Below are 15,796 nucleotides of genomic sequence, written 5' to 3'. Positions count from 1 at the left end.
GATGAGAATATTTTTTACCTCTTTTTTTATTCCGTTATTTAGCAAGCGTAAAAAATCGGGCCAAAGTTTCCAAAGTATGTAGGCTGCCGCCTTTAAACCGCCGCGCCACCCCATGACCGCTCCACGTATTTTGCACTCTGACGAAACCTACGACCTCACTCATGCGCCTAAATGTTATCCGTTGTCTGAAACCGCAGCTTCGCCCCCTTTTGCGTACTGGTATCTCACCACGCATCCTTACAACGGCGCTTAAAAGTGTACTAATAACCATACTGACAACGGCTTGGACGCAGTCAGCATATGGCGCAACTAGATTGCCCGACGCAGCACCTGACACATCCCCTACAGTTGTACAAAAACGGCCGCGCATTGGCCTGGTCCTCTCCGGCGGTGGCGCGCGCGGCTATGCCCATCTTGGCGTACTGAAAATGCTGGAGCAATGGCATATCCCTATCGATTACATTGCCGCCACCAGCATGGGTGCGGTAGTCGGCGGTCTGTATGCCAGTGGTTTGTCGGCAGATGCGTTGGAAAAAAAACTATCTGAGATCAATTTGAGCGATATCGCGTTCGACCGCAACGATCGCGCAAAACTACCGCAGTCGCGTCGTGAAGATAATTTTCAGTATCCGATTGGATTATCTGCCGGTTACGGCGATGGCAAACTCAAGATAGCGACCGGACTGGTTCAGGGGAATCATCTGCTGGCTTTGCTACAGAACTGGACCACGCAACTGCCAGCCAATATCGATTTCGACCGTTTACCAACCCCATTCCGGACTGTCGCGACTGATCTCGGTACCGGCGAAGAAGTGATCATAAGAGCAGGATCGTTGCCGCGTGCAATTCGTGCAAGCATGGCTGTGCCGGGCTTATTCACACCTTTTAACATTGATGGTCACACTCTGGTGGATGGTGGTCTGGTCAGCAATTTGCCCGTTCAACTTGCGCGCGACATGGGCGCCGATATCATTATTGCCGTGAATATTGCCACTCCCTTGCAAGATCCCTCCAACATCGAGTCGCCAACAGCAGTCGCCCAGCAGATGGTGACCATTCTGATTCGTCAAAACGTTAAGGCCCAAAAAGCCTTACTTAAAGAGAAAGATATCCTGATCGAGCCTGAATTAGGTGATTTGTCTTTCACCGATTTTTCACGCGGCAAGGACGGTATCAATGCGGGTGCGCAGGCAACCGAACAAGCCCGTGCCAAATTGGTGCCTTTGGCATTATCGGATACCCAATGGAAAACATACCTGGCGGCGCGACAACCAGGGCACGTCATCACGGCAGAAACACGCATTGATGCGATCAACATCACGACAAAAGGACCTGTCCCGGCGGAGATCGTCCAGCGCCAGCTTGGCGTCCATGATGGTGATCTGTACAATTCAAGCGCCCTGAATCAGGACCTGACGCGCCTGACCACTAATGGAGACTTTAAAAGCGTCACGCAAGAAATGGTCGTAGAAAACGGACGCAATATTCTGAACGTGAATGCAGAGGCAAAAACATGGGGGCCACAATTCCTTTTATTCGGCTTTGGCGTATCGAATAGTTTTGATGGACGCGGCGGCTTCAACCTCCAAATCGGCCATCGGTTTCCGTGGCTGACCCCAAGCGGTCTGGAGTGGCGCAACGACATCGTTCTAGGTGACAAACAAGTCGATTGGCGCTCCGAATTGCGGCAACCAATCTGGGATACGCTCGGTTTGTATGTAGCACCTTATGCGCAATATAATCGCAGGCATGTGGACATTTATCCTGACGAAGGGGCCAACGCCAACACTGTGCCACTAACCTCTTACGTCATCGATAGTGCCACGGTCGGTGTCGACCTTGGCATACCGATCGCACGCTTAGGAGAGTTTCGCGCGGGCGTCAATTATCGGCAACTCAATGGTCACCCGTTTTATAACATTCCAGGTGAATCCGGCAACCTATTTCTCAGCCAGCAAATCAAGCAAACGACTGCACGTGCGCAGGTCACCATCGACCAGCTTGACGACGCCTTATTTCCACGCAAAGGCTATTACCTGTCTGCGATTACCAATATCGCATTCGGCGGGGCAGAAAATCACTATAACGATGCACAGATCAAAGCGCTATGGGCGATCAGCAGTGGTCGCCACACCATTAATCTGGCGCTGGAAGGCGCTGGGGTTTACGGTGCAGATAACGCCAACGGTAGTATCGGGAATGGTGGACTGGGCTTTACACTGGGTGGATTCCAGCACCTATCTGCCTATGCGCCAGACCAGTTTACCGGTAACTATTTAGCATATGGCCGCATCACTTATCTCAACAATTTGCGTGAATTTAACATCCCGGGTTTAAGCAATCCTGTATTCGGCAGTTCACTCGAAATAGGCGACGTATGGCAAACCCGCGATAGTGTGAACAAAGGCCCCTACAAGAAAAGTGTCAGCATGTTTGTGGGCGGCAACAGCTTAATTGGACCACTCTACTTCGGTTTCGCCCTTGCCCCGCAAGGCGTGTGGAATCTCTACCTGCAATTGGGACGCGTTTTTTGACGTTATCGTGAGGGATGGCGCATCGCTTTTTTTGGCTGAAGCGACGCCATTGTTGGTTGCTGTTGTCTGGCAGTCAAATCCACGCAAAACAATTTGCTATAAAATCCACTATAAGCAAGCCAACACTCATACCGACGTCAATGCCGATCTGAAGAATTGTGTTCGGTCAGCGTCATCCGTAAAAACACGGTTAATCAAAGGAGAATATACCGGTAACCCCATAACGCCTTCCAGAGCTTTCTCCAAGCGCCGCCGCCCAGACGCCGTCATCGCCGTCATTGGCAATCGCAACTCCTCCTGAATCCGATTCTGCATAGACAATGCAGCCTTCAAGGGGCCGGGATTAGGCTCCGAAAACAAGATCCGAATAAGCGGCAAAAGGCTATCGAAAATGGCACGTGCCTGCACATTATCGCCCGTTTGCATCAGCGCATATAGCTGGACATATAAATCTGGACGAATATGCGCAGCAGCAGAAATGGCACCGTGTCCTCCCAATAAAAATGTTGGAAAAATCAGAGTATCGTCACCACAAAAAACCTGCAAACGCGTATTCTCAATCAACTCAGTCAGTTGTAAAACATCGCCGCTACTCTCTTTGATCCCACAAAATTGCGGGTCTTGCGCAAGCAGCTCGACCGTCGTCAATGTGATATTCACGCCGGTACGAGCAGGAATGTTATAGATAATAATTGGTCGATCGGTGTGATCAGCTAATGTTTGAAAGTGACGCACTATACCCAATTGGGACGGCCGCACATACGCGGGTGCCGATATCAGATATCCCGCTAGCGCATAAGCATTAAAACGTCGCACTCTATCGGTTAAAGCGCGGGTATCGCTGCCGCCGATGCCCATTACAACTGGGCAGCGTCCGTCTACCGCTTCAATCACCGCAGCCAACAGCAAAGCTTGCTCGTCCTCCGACAAAGTCGCTGCCTCACCAGTCGTGCCGCCAACGACCAAACCATGCACACCACTTTCGATTACATGCACGGCTAGTTTTTGCGCTGCATCCAAATCGATTTTTTGATCATGCGATTGCATGAAAGGTGTCACTAGAGGAACCCAGATTCCTTTAAAAATAGACATAATTTTCTCACTCAACGAATAGACATAATAATGACAGTTAACAGGACAATCTCATGCAGTTGATCATCATTCAAAAGGCATGACCTGACCAAACTCAGCACCCGGCAAACTATTCATCACGCTCGCCATAATTTGACATACCGCTGGCTTGCTCAAACCCAACCACACCTTCATACGGGTTGCATGGGCAATAGGTTGTATCCGAATAAACGCCACACAGTCGCCGCACGTTTCCATCACTACATGACGTAATTGAGTGACACAATCGGCACTGACGATCAGGTACATGATGCAATCCTGACGAGTGCGATTGAGTGTGGCTACATTGTGCATGCCACCACGGTGCTTAGGTGTGGAAGACCGTTCTTTAAACTGTGAAGGCAGAGCGCCGTTTGAGGCGTTTTGATTGTATGTTTGATGCGCAATCTGACCATCAAAAGTAAGACCGGTATCGTGACTAGCTGGAAGCGTTTTGGCGGCTGGTGCAGGACGTTTTGTATCTGACGTAAATACCGTGATATCGCTTTTTTGATTGCCTATTTTTGGCAAATTCCCAGCGTGGCTTTTACCAAAGTTTGCGGTACGCGACGTGTACGGAAAAAAACAAGGGAATAGGTACGACGACAAAGGAAATGATGTATGTATCTTTTCTATATCGATCGGTGACATCTTGTTCATATATAACCCGCTTCCGTGATCATCATGGAATATAGGTTAATAGATCGGACGTAAAGATTCTCTAAAAATGACGCGCTGCAATGTAAAATTTTTGTAAAAAATTATTGCAATTCAATACCCTCTTTGTTTATCACGAACAACCCATTAGTTAAGGTAGTGCATCATTTTTGGTAGCCACATCCAAACGGTTTCTAGCAAGTATTATTTGGATGCAGCCACGCGCTTAATTCTACGAATATTTTGCCAAAGACCGAACCGATCTAATCAGCCGACAATTCCTCCAAAGCCAATCCACGGGTTTCAATCCCCAGAAAAAATACCAATGCAGCAGCAACAACAAAACATAGCGCCCCGACCGTAAACACGCCACCCTGCCCCCATGTCGGCAGCACCACGCCAACAGCATAAGGGCCTAGCAAAGAACCCACGCGACCAATCGCGGAAGCAAAGCCGGACCCCGTTGCGCGGACACCGGTTGAATACAGTTCAGGGGTGTAGGTATACAGCACAGCCCACATTCCGAACAAGAAAAACTGCATACACAAGCCGCTCGCAATCAATGCATTTTCATGACCGCTCATCGCGCTTTTTCCATACAAGTAGGCCATCAATGCACCGCCCAGCAGAGAGGCGATGCAAGTCGGCTTACGCCCCCATTTTTCGACTAGCCATGCTGCCGTCAAAAATCCGGGAATCCCGCCAAGTGAAATCACCACGGTATACAACACCGACTTGGTCACCGCAAAACCGCCTTGTTGCAACAGCGCACCCAACCACGTAGTTAAGCCATAAAAACCGAGCAACGCAAAGAACCACAGACCCCAGATCATGATAGTCCGCGTGCGGTGTTGTGGCGACCACAGCGCCATGAAGGAATTGGTTTTACGTGACGTTGATCCGGACGGTAACGCGCCGATTGACCATAGTGGCTCAGGTAATACCTGAAGTTTGAGACTGCGTTTTACTTTACTCTCGAATTTTTCCAGCGTTGCCTCAGCCTCTTCGTGGCGTCCGACATGTTCGAGCCAACGCGGCGATTCTGGAATGAAGCGGCGTACCACTAGCAAAAATAATGCCGGTATTGCTAGCACCACAAACACGCTGCGCCAGTTATAGGAAGACAATACAAAATACGAAATCAGCCCAGCGGTGATAAAACCCAGAGGCCAAAATCCATCCATCAGCGCCACGTACCTGCCACGTGCCTTCGCGGGGATAAATTCCGACATCAATGTTTGCGCCACCGGAAATTCCATCCCCATTCCCAGCCCTAGCAGAAAACGATACAGTCCCAGCGTGGTCGCATCGGGTGCCGTCGAGCATAGGTAGCTGGCCACACCCCAAATAATCATGCTGATCTGAAATACCGGTTTGCGGCCAAAGCGGTCGGCCAACATCCCTGACATCGCCGCACCCAACACCATGCCAACAAAACTCATGCTCGCTAACGCACCAGCCGCTTGGGTGGATAATCCAAACTCGGTTTTTATTGAGCCCAATACAAAGGTCATCATCCCAAGATCAATCGAATCGAAGAAAAATGCCAGTGCGATGATAAAAAAAATCATCTTGTGATAGCCACTGACCGGCAAGCGCTCTAACCGTGCCGCTGCCTGCGGACCATGTCCAACCTGCATTGATACTGTTCCATCCATAGCATTTTCCCCTTTAAAATAGTGGTTCCCTCCTGTTATTTTGTAATATTCACTTCACCGCAGACCTACAAATAACGACGTTTACCTGCGTATTTACGTCGTATAAAGCGTGAAATCGTCGAAGGTATAGCCTGCGTTCAACTAACCGCACATCCGCATAGGATCAGTGCATTGGGGGCGGTGTATAGGGCAGACTGAGGGAGTTAACTTTGAAGGGACAAAGACACGCTTGTTGACAAACGCCGACAAAGTTTTAAATGTTATGTGCGCAACAATGATGGCAATTGCTAAGAGGTCGTTCACACCATCAGGACGCCCCACCAGATAACGTCGTCGCTAGTGGCAGAAAAATTAAATCGTCACAGATTTAAGATGCAACATGTTTGGCTTGGCGCGCTGAACTGCAGATCGAGTGACGGAAGCTATAGGTTCATTTCCGGACACCATAAAAAAATGCCAGGCCCCTTGTGAGATGAGGCCCGGCAAGCTTTTTTATTACAAATGTAAATGATTTCCAAACAACCCAATGACGCCTATCGCAATCAAATAAATGGCGATAATAAAGTTTAGCAGACGCGGCATGACTAAAATAAGAATACCTGCAAGTAGAGAAACTAACGGCACGATGGTGATGTGAATGTTCATAATAAAGTCTCGTCAATGTAGTAAAAGAATGAAATAGATTGCTCTAAAGAGTATCCCCGATTGCGATATCGCTTACTACTGGCTTACTATTTTTGGGCTAACCTGTGCGGTGTCATTTTTAAGCGACGTGATAAAAAGTCGGTTACCAGAAGAGCTTTTCTGGTAACCCTTTTTTTATTCCTGATGTAGTAAGTTGAGACGATTTTTAATCCGTTTTGTGAAGTCCATAAACTGCTTCAATTGTTGGTTTTTTGATCGAGTCAATCGCCTCCTCATTCATGCTTGTTTTCATCCTTCTTATCTGGATGAGGGCGACCACCACCTTCATGCGCCTCAGGATGATTGTTAGGCGCTTGTGGGTGAGGCTGTGCCTGCGGCTGCGCTTGCGGTTGAGAACGTTCTTGCTGTTGGGCCGGTGGCCGTATTTGCGCTTGGGAACGCTCCTGCTGTTGCACCTGAGCGCGCTGTGCCTGCTGTGCTTGAGCACGCTCCTGCTGCTGCGCTTGAGCACGTTCCTGCTGCTGTGCTTGAGCACGTTCCTGCTGCTGTGCTTGAGCACGTTCCTGCTGCTGTGCTTGAGCACGTTCCTGCTGCTGTGCTTGAGCGCGCTCCTGCTGCTGTGCTTGGGCACGTCCCTGCTGCTGTGCTTGAGCACGTTCCTGCTGCTGTGCTTGAGCACGCTCCTGCTGCTGTGCTTGGGCATGAGCTTGCTGTTGCGCCTGCTGCTGTTGCGCCTGCTGCTGCGATTGCATCTGTGGACGCGCCTGAGGTTGAGGCCGTTCCTGTGGCGATCCTTGAGGACGTTGTTCTGGATGCTGTGCAACCGGGGTGGCTGGTGAATGCGCCGCATCTGGTCGTACCTGCACTCCGGCAGCAGCAGCCGGTCTGTTTTGCGGGTTGCTCTCCGCATGCTCTTGATTCTGCCGTGGTCTGCCACTATCCGCAGGGTTCGCCTGATTGCCATCTGGGCGTTGTTGGTTCTGTTGCACGTTACCACCACGCGGCGCGACATGACTGAAATCAGGCCGACTCATTTTATTGAAATTTGGCGCTGTGTTGGCCGGCGTAGCGACGCCCGGCGTAGCGACGCCCGCAGCAGGTCCAGCGGGGCCAGGTCCTGGTGCGCGTCCACCATTGTTTTGAACAGACTGACCGTGATTCATATTATTAACATTCGGTGGCCCTGCTCTGGTCGCCCCTTGTCCCGCGGTTCCAAGTCCGGCTCCGGTTACAAAATCTCGCTGCTGATTTTGGGGTGCGAAATTTGGTCGAGTAGCATTGTTCGAATTTGCCACGTTGTTGGCTGCCGCATTAGGTGCAACATTGGCTGGCGCACTGTTACTACCGCCCTGACCGGGAGCACCATTATTCGTTGTATTATTACGGGTATTGATGCTGTTGTTATTGTTCGCGTTATTGACCGAGTTATTGTTATGGTTATTGTAATTATTGTTGTAATTGTTATTAGTGACCTGATTAACAACCGTAGAAGATCGCGACACATAGGTCGCGTTGTTATACACCACTGCAGGCCGATGCCATCCACCGCCATCTGATCCACCATTACTATCACCCCGACCACGGTCATCATCTCGCCCACGTCCTCTATCTCCGCCGCCATCGCGATCACCGCCCCAACGCATTCCCCACGAATTCCAACCCCAGTTCGAATTGCTAATCACAACACCTACTGCAACGCCGAGGCCGAATGAAATCGCGCCGGTGCTAACCACCTCGCCAGTGCTATAGCGTGGTGGCGGCGGTGGCGCATAACTATAGCCAGGGTAATAGGCGACAGGATCGCCATAGACCACTCGCGGATTGTAAGTCGGGACATAAACGTAGTCCGGCTCTGTCGGTTCGATCATGATCATGTCAGGCGGGGCGGGAATGATTTCAGGCCCCGAATACACAGCTGGCTCACCCGGCCGCAATACATAACCTTGTGGCGGTGTCCGGTTGGCACGCGTCACGACGGCGATCTTTTGCTGCTTCGTAGTTTTCAAATTTCCGCTGGTGGAAGCGCGTTGACGCATGACCTGGATCGCATTCATTACGTCCGTCGGATCATTCACATAAGCTGCACCCAAAGCCGAGGTCCACTGAATATTTGACGCCATTTGATCCAGCACATCCGGGAACGTGGTCAAGCCTTTTACGCTGACATCCCACGGTTGCTGATTTGCTGCGGCCACCAATGCAGCGCCTTTGAGATTTTTGTTCTGTCCCAACCAGGCATCCGCAGCGGTAATCTGATCAGGATAGGTCGAGCCAGCCAAAACCTGCGCCACCAACTTATCTGGAAACAGCGCGATCGGCCCTACCATTTGATACAGCTGTTCCGCTGTCGGCGGCACGTAAGCAGGCTTAGCCGGAGACGCGTCTACCGCCGGTTGATCTGGCGCTTTGGTTTTATCGCATCCTGCCAGCGGTAACATTGCCACACAAAGCGTAGTGCTGAGCATCAATGACAGTGTCTTCTTGTTTTTTAACATGGTGATCTCACAATATTGGCATTTAACGGTGTTGATAGCAGCAAATTAGCACGTAACATTGTGATGATATTAAGAGGTTACAAACTATTGCATGTCCCGCATTTATTGATAGTTTTAAAGATGGAGTAGGCAAAGCCACGTTGATCTAGCCGCTAAGCGGTGCCATAAATTGGGCAATTCAGGAATATTTAGATTCTATTTCTAATAACTAACGCCGCTCAGCGCAGCTGGTTGACAGGACGATAATCCAGCATGTAATTCGCATTCTGGAAAACCATACCAACACTATCCTTCCAATCAACACGCGAAGATGAGAATCGACAAACGTGCTCACAATCAGGGCACGCTAACAGTGATAAAGTTTGAAGGCGAGGAGTCACTTATCTGCGATGCAATAAATTCAATGATTGAATTAAAGGCCACAAAAAATATACTTCCTAAAGGTATTATTGCCAGGTAACAACGCAGGTATTTAGTGTATTGATACAGACGCCATGTAGAAATACGATGTCTGTCATTTTTTAGTTAATGCTATTTTTTATCGACTTAAATTAGCATCATCTTGCCATGGATGATCACCGGAACATCGGTGCATAACTAAGCATATTATATTTTTTTGTAACCGATTGCGTCAATGCTGGATCGTTTTTCAATGACGTCCATACGTGCTTTTACCCACATGTTGATGGCGCATATGATTCAAAAATTGGTGCCGCTAAAAAGCCGACACCGTCGCTCGCAATATACTATTTTGCATCGCTTGGTCTGGTACTCAATGGCGGATGCTCGGCCGCGCAAAATGGCGCATCGGCAGTCGCCATACAAGATTCAAAAGCATCCCCATCATCAGCGGAAGCGAACACATAGGTTATGTCATCGACTTGAACTTCAGTCGGAGAAAGTCGAACAATTGCCATCGCGAACCTTTCAAATTTTTATTTCATTTAATAAAGGAATTAATTTAACACACCACGCGACATCACCGCCAATCACCAGTATTTTGCACGCACATACTTTGTGTGTGATAACACTCAATACCGTGATAAGACAATTGCACAATCGTAGTCTGACTTAGACATTCCGGTTAAAGTGGGTCAGTGTCAGGGAGTGGCTCCTGAATAGGAATAGGCATAGGAAAGCCACCCGGAAGTGGATCTTGCACCGGCGGCGGAGTATCCGGAACGGGTTTATTTGGCGAAATTTCGTCTGGTGGCGGTTCTTGAGGTGTATGCATTATTCACTCCTGATCCAATGTCATGAACGTCGTCCTATTATGAACCACCTACAAATTCAAATGGTACGACGCATGAAAACTTCCCATCGGGTTGAGGAAAAATTACCCATATGAATGACAAAAAAACCAATACTAAATTTTACCCGTCCAGCCAGTTGCGTGCAGAAGCGGTCTGGATAGTCAAATACAGGCCTACAAGCATGCCAGCGTCCGCTTTAATCAACAAAAAGCCCCACAACCAGATGGTGATGGGGCTTCTTTTTTAAATACATGTTGCTACTCTGCACATACTAGCCCGTGAGAAATTAACGGCTGTCTGGTACGAAGGGCATTGGGCGTTATTCCTTCGTATCATTCCTTCGGAAAATCAGTACCAATGCTGGTAGCACGCCATGCTTCGATTTGTTCCAGGCCAGCTTTGAGTTTCTTGCTGACGGCGTCAACACCAAATGTACCAAGCACCAAATGATGTGGTGGATTTTTTGTTTCTGTGACGAGAATCATCGCTGCCGCTGCACGCTGCGGATCACCAGGCTGGTCGCCACTGGAAGCGGCTGTGCCCTTTAAACGCACACCCGCAGTATCGGCATAGTCCGCGATCAGGTTCGGCGTCTGCTTCAAAGAACGACCGGCCCAATCAGTGCGGAAAGGGCCTGGTTCAATACAGGTGACGTGAATACCGAGTGGAGCCACTTCTGATGCCAGAGAATCTGAAAAACCTTCTACAGCATGCTTACTGGCGGCGTAATAACCGGAGCCAGGAAAGCCGACTTTGCCAGCCACGGACGTGATATTCAATATATGCCCTTTATGGCGCGCACGCATGCCGGGTAGCACCGCCCGCGTCATGGCGAACAGACCGAATACATTGGCGTCGAATTGTGCCCGTATTTCCGCTTCGTCTCCTTCCTCGACCGAGGATTGATAGCCATAGCCAGCATTATTGACCAGCACATCAATTGCGCCAAAATGATCTTCTGCTGCTTTCACTGCGGCAGTGATCTGAGCAGAATCCGTCACATCCAGCGCCAGCGCTAGAGCATGACCGTTCGCACCTACGGCCAAATCAGCGACGCGGGCCTGATCACGTGCGGTCACAACAACGCGCCATCCGCGTGCGAGGACCTGTAAAGCCAACTCACGACCAAAGCCGGTTGAACAACCTGTGATGAACCAAACGGGTGAATCTGATAAAGAAATTTCGGACGTCATTTGCAACCTTTCAACAATGGTGTGGAATGTGACCAAATCTACTGCAGAGTATACTGCATCGTCGCGGCGACGGTTGGCAAACAGTCAAACGTCTATGAGAAAGAGCTAATAATTAAGATTCTTCGACGCCAGTAAGTAAAAAACGTGAAAACATTTTCAACATTTCGCAGTTCGGCTCCGCAGTTCGGCTCCTATAACGGCAACGATACCAATATATTGCTTGAAGCACTTTATGGCAATGATGGAGTGCAGAAATTCACCACCTTAACAGATGGCTGTCGGTGCTCGTGTATTGATTTTCTTACCTGGATTAATTGCCGCCAGCCCGGCCAAAAGGTTTGCACATCACATCTGCAAATGGCTTTTATACAAGCCCGCGATCAAATCTGATTGCGTCAGCATTCCCACTAAGCGACCATCATCGTCAACCACCGGTATTGAATGGTATCCGCGATCCGACATTAGAGGAACCAGTTCCACAATCGCTTGATGCTCGCTGACAACCGTAACGTCCTTAAACATAATCTGACCGACCACTTCTGGCTTGCTGGAATGCGCCCGTGGAATGGCGCGTAAAAGCTGTCTTATTTTTTTAGCCAGCTGACCGTAATGCTTGAGCTCGATATGCTTGACGAAGTCAGCTTTCGTCACGATGCCGATCACATGGCGGCCTCTTCCCAAAACGGGGATCGCTGTCAATTTGTGCGTCCGCAACAGATTCCATGCCGTTAATAACTCAGTGGCAAAATCAACACTAACGATATCCCGGGACATTAATTCTTTGCATGTCACGACGCCAAACTTGCGTCGCGCCACTTCCATCTCGGTCTCCAGAAATATCTTCTCCAGATCGCCCCTACTAATGTCGAGTACCTGGTTATACCGGCTTAACACAACGTCCAGATCATCCGGCGTAAAACCCACGCGCGAGGTCGGCTCCGGGTCTTTCAGTGCATGCTGGTTGCTATGATCTTTGAACGCGATATGCGGATAGCGGCGTCCGGTAGCGTTGTTGAACAGTATCGCTGTCAGCAAGAGCAAAAAAGTATTCAGGCCAACTGGAACCAACAAAAAGGTATAACCCAATTGATGAATTGCAGGGCCGCCGAGAACTGCCGTCAGCGCCACCGCGCCACTGGGCGGGTGCAAGCAGCGCAACCAAAACATGGCCCCAATGGCAAGACCCGCGGCTAACCCCGCCGCCAGCACTGGCTCGCCAATCAGCTTGGCGCAGGTGACACCGATCAATCCGGCACAAAGGTTACCACCGACAATCGACCAGGGCTGAGCCAGCGGGCTGGCGGGTACCGCAAATAGCAGCACCGCAGACGCGCCCATCGGGGCAATTAACCATAACGCCGCCGATGAATTACCCAACATTAAATAGCTGCACGCACCCGTCAGCGTGATCCCGATCAAGGCTCCGGAACAAGCACGCATCCGCTCAAAACGATCAACCCCGTCGAAACGCGTGAGAATGTCCCAAAGCCATATAAAGTTTTTTTTGATCATCGCTAAATAACGCTGTTCTGAAAAATTGTGAAAGGAATACGCATTGACGAACGCATCGACGAGCGAACGACTTATTAGCGTGTATTTGGCGGATTTTTTTATTTTGGCGAATATAACACATTACGATATATTATTTTTAATGCAACTCACTGCTTTAAAAGTTGGCACTGGCGTAATTTCTTCTCCGATCCACGCCTGCAAAGGATCGAAGAGTTCGCGCTTAAAAACAATCGCGACTTGCGCGTATCAATGCCCAACGTCGAAGCTTCACAGGCGCGCTATCAAGTCACGCGCCGGACTATTCCCATCGATCGATGCCAATGCTTCGAAAGATCGATCACGCACGCCGTTGGATCTTTCCTCTTCTGGAAAGACGGTCTTGACCACCTATTCGGTCGGTCTCAACGCATCATGGGAAATCGACTTCTTGGGTCGCATACGTAGTCTGAAAGATCAGGCGCTGGCGCAATATCTGTCCACCGCCGAAGCACGTAAAGCCGCCGAAATTTCGTTATTGTCAGCAGTCGCCGCCCAATACCTGACCATGCTCGCGTATGACGATCAGTTAGTAGTCACAAGCAACACGCTGACAAGCACCCAAGAGTCATACCGTATCAGCAAACTGCAATTCGACACCGGTACTGAATCAGAACTCGACTTACGTCAGTCGCAAGGCATTCTGGAACAAACATCTGCCAATCTGCAATCGCAAATGCGGCTACGTGCACAAGCTGAAAATGCACTGGTCTTACTGGTCGGCCAACCGCTGCCAGACGATCTGCCAGCCGGCCTGCCGCTCGATAGCCAACATTTGCTCACCGATATTGCCGCCGGTCTGCCTTCTGATCTGCTGATACGCCGTCCCGATATCGCAGCAACCGAACAGACGCTCCTTGGCGCGAATGCCAACATCGGCGCGGCGCGGGCGGCGTTCTTCCCTGCGATTTCACTAACCGGCACGCTTGGTACGCTATCGCCGTCGTTTGGTGGACTGTTCAGCTCAGGATCGCGTGCGTGGTCGTTCGCACCACAAATTTCGTTACCGATCTTCAGTGGTGGTACCAACCCGGCTAACCTCGCATTGGCGCAAGTAGGAAAACGCATCGAAATCGCCAATTATCAAAAGGTAATCCAAAGCGCGTTCCGCGAAGTAGCCGATGGCCTGGCCGCTCGCGGCACCTACGACAGCAAGATCATGTCGCTAGAACGCTATACACAGACCCAAAGCCGCCGACTGGAATTATCCGATCTGCGATATCGCAATGGGGTAGATAATTATCTCAGCGTGCTGACCGCGCAAACCGATCTCTACAACGCGCAGTTGGTATTGATCACCGCACGTCTGCAACGGCTAACCAATCTGGTGGATTTGTATCAGTATTTGGGAGGCGGCTGGATTGAGCACACCGGCGATCAGCCACGTCCTGCCGATGCGGTGGGTGATATCGGTGCTAATGCCACGACGGCTGCAAACGCGACTGCTTCTGCAAAATAAATAGTATCCCTTGGCTGCCCGATCGTATTTATGGTCTGGCAGCCTTTTTTATTGGCCGTCAATCTTTGACGCGGCTCTCGATGACCGACTATTATTCTTTTCTTCCTTTACGACCATTAGCAAAGTGAATCTCGCTTTTTTCCGGTCGTTTGACTTGGCCCTTAACTGCCCTCAAATCAGTCGATCTTTGAGATAACGTAACGTGTAGAACCGACTCTGGTTCAGCAGCAATAAACCCTTCAAACGCATTCAACAGATCCACAATCACCGGCTTACCAAAAGCCTGTTCAATATGCTGATACTGCAAGTCAATTAACGGCGCGATTTCGCTGATTAGCTGATCGCCACTGGGTGCCAGCCGCACCAGCACGCGTCGCCGGTCATCGGCCACCGCGTTGCGGCTGATCAGCCCAACCTCTTCCATACGCGTCAAGACACCGGTCATGCTGGAACTGAGGATTTGACACATCTCACACAGTTCTCGCGGCTCAAGCTGCCCATGTTCATCCAGCAAACGCAGGATTCTCCACTGTTGTTCGGTTAGGCCGAAGTGATTCAGAATGGGGCGAAAGTGAGACATTAGTCGCTCCCGCGCTTTTAGAAAAAGTTGCGGGAGATTTCGATAGACGATGCGATGTTTCAGGGTGTTCTCCGGTTTCGTATTAAGTACGGTCTTCGTTACTTAATATGGTTACTGCTCCGTGGGTGCTTGCCGGTGGTAGACCGGCAGCTAGTGTCTTTCTTTTGCTTCGCCAAAAGAAAGGCACCAAAGAAAAGGCGACCGCAGAGACGCTGCCCTGCGGGTCCCCAAGCGTTTTAGCCATCAGTCGGGTGGAGAAACGAACTCGCTTCGCTCAAACATGTTTCCCCACAATTCCCGCCTGATGGCTAAAACACTTGGCAGCGCCAATGACGGGGTAGGTCAAGTGCCGCTTCAAAAACAACTGCAACGTCAACTGTGGCTGCGCCTGCAAAATCAAATGCAACGTCAACTGTGGCTGCGCCTGCAAGGTCAACTACAACGTCAACTGTGGCTGCGCCTGCAAAATCAAATGCAACGTCAACTGTGGCTGCGCCTGCAAGGTCAACTACAACGTCAACTGTGGCTGCGCCTGCAAGGTCAACTTCAACGTCAACTGTGGCTGCGCCTGCAAAATCAAATGCAACGTCAACTGTGGCTTCGCATGCAACAGCAATAGCCTTCATATCGAATGTTATTCAGTTTGCATTAACCTCATCTGCAA

12 protein-coding genes and 1 pseudogene are annotated in these 15,796 nt (G+C 50.1%); 4 read left to right on the top strand and 9 right to left on the bottom strand.

Going from position 1 to position 15,796, the window contains the following annotated elements; genetic code table 11:
• The first annotated feature begins 314 nt into the window (after positions 1 to 314).
• Positions 315 to 2,534, top strand: a complete 2,220-nt coding sequence (locus ACXX82_RS14580; RefSeq protein ID WP_322235949.1) for a patatin-like phospholipase family protein — start codon at positions 315 to 317, stop codon at positions 2,532 to 2,534.
• Between the two features lie 126 nt (positions 2,535 to 2,660).
• Here the strand turns inward: ACXX82_RS14580 and dapA are convergent, their stop codons facing one another.
• The 6 genes from dapA to ACXX82_RS14550 all read right to left on the bottom strand — a co-directional run bounded on the left by dapA (position 2,661) and on the right by ACXX82_RS14550 (position 10,333).
• Positions 2,661 to 3,626 carry a 4-hydroxy-tetrahydrodipicolinate synthase gene (gene dapA, locus ACXX82_RS14575; protein ID WP_323505745.1) on the bottom strand — a complete coding sequence of 322 codons (966 nt, stop codon included), beginning with the start codon at positions 3,624 to 3,626 and terminating at the stop codon, positions 2,661 to 2,663.
• Positions 3,627 to 3,692: 66 nt separating this feature from the next.
• Positions 3,693 to 4,304 carry a hypothetical protein gene (locus ACXX82_RS14570; protein WP_458563154.1) on the bottom strand — a complete coding sequence of 204 codons (612 nt, stop codon included), beginning with the start codon at positions 4,302 to 4,304 and terminating at the stop codon, positions 3,693 to 3,695.
• A 260-nt stretch (positions 4,305 to 4,564) separates the two neighbouring features.
• Positions 4,565 to 5,959: an MFS transporter gene (locus tag ACXX82_RS14565; RefSeq protein WP_322235943.1), complete on the bottom strand. Its 1,395-nt coding sequence runs from the start codon at positions 5,957 to 5,959 to the stop codon at positions 4,565 to 4,567.
• A 495-nt stretch (positions 5,960 to 6,454) separates the two neighbouring features.
• Positions 6,455 to 6,604: a DUF3096 domain-containing protein gene (locus ACXX82_RS14560; protein ID WP_322235941.1), complete on the bottom strand. Its 150-nt coding sequence runs from the start codon at positions 6,602 to 6,604 to the stop codon at positions 6,455 to 6,457.
• 272 nt (positions 6,605 to 6,876) lie between these two features.
• Positions 6,877 to 9,099 carry a DUF3300 domain-containing protein gene (locus tag ACXX82_RS14555; protein WP_458563153.1) on the bottom strand — a complete coding sequence of 741 codons (2,223 nt, stop codon included), beginning with the start codon at positions 9,097 to 9,099 and terminating at the stop codon, positions 6,877 to 6,879.
• Between the two features lie 1,084 nt (positions 9,100 to 10,183).
• Positions 10,184 to 10,333, bottom strand: a complete 150-nt coding sequence (locus ACXX82_RS14550; protein ID WP_322235938.1) for a hypothetical protein — start codon at positions 10,331 to 10,333, stop codon at positions 10,184 to 10,186.
• A gap of 110 nt (positions 10,334 to 10,443) precedes the next feature.
• On the opposite strand from ACXX82_RS14550, the gene ACXX82_RS14545 reads away from it, so the two are divergent.
• Positions 10,444 to 10,599 carry a hypothetical protein gene (locus ACXX82_RS14545; RefSeq protein WP_458563152.1) on the top strand — a complete coding sequence of 52 codons (156 nt, stop codon included), beginning with the start codon at positions 10,444 to 10,446 and terminating at the stop codon, positions 10,597 to 10,599.
• 85 nt (positions 10,600 to 10,684) lie between these two features.
• Here the strand turns inward: ACXX82_RS14545 and ACXX82_RS14540 are convergent, their stop codons facing one another.
• Positions 10,685 to 11,545: an oxidoreductase gene (locus tag ACXX82_RS14540; RefSeq protein WP_416348506.1), complete on the bottom strand. Its 861-nt coding sequence runs from the start codon at positions 11,543 to 11,545 to the stop codon at positions 10,685 to 10,687.
• 345 nt (positions 11,546 to 11,890) lie between these two features.
• The gene (locus tag ACXX82_RS14535) at positions 11,891 to 13,057 is read right to left on the bottom strand and encodes an HPP family protein (protein WP_322235934.1); all 1,167 of its coding nucleotides are present in this window, start codon (positions 13,055 to 13,057) and stop codon (positions 11,891 to 11,893) included.
• Between the two features lie 168 nt (positions 13,058 to 13,225).
• On the opposite strand from ACXX82_RS14535, the pseudogene ACXX82_RS14530 reads away from it, so the two are divergent.
• Positions 13,226 to 14,552, top strand: a pseudogene (locus tag ACXX82_RS14530) (efflux transporter outer membrane subunit); the annotation flags it as partial.
• Positions 14,553 to 14,643: 91 nt separating this feature from the next.
• Here the strand turns inward: ACXX82_RS14530 and hpaR are convergent.
• Entirely contained in the window at positions 14,644 to 15,183 is a 540-nt protein-coding gene (gene hpaR, locus ACXX82_RS14525) for a homoprotocatechuate degradation operon regulator HpaR (protein ID WP_323518914.1), read from the bottom strand.
• A 229-nt stretch (positions 15,184 to 15,412) separates the two neighbouring features.
• Here hpaR and ACXX82_RS14520 point away from each other — a divergent pair, with 229 nt between their 5' ends.
• A complete protein-coding gene (locus tag ACXX82_RS14520; RefSeq protein WP_458563151.1) occupies positions 15,413 to 15,751 on the top strand; it encodes a hypothetical protein in 339 nt (112 codons plus the stop codon).
• Positions 15,752 to 15,796 lie beyond the last annotated feature (45 nt).

The sequence above is a fragment of the Glaciimonas sp. GNP009 genome, from assembly GCF_054343755.1.
Note: the sequence above shows the minus strand (reverse complement) of the source record. Positions and strands in the feature narration are given on the sequence as shown.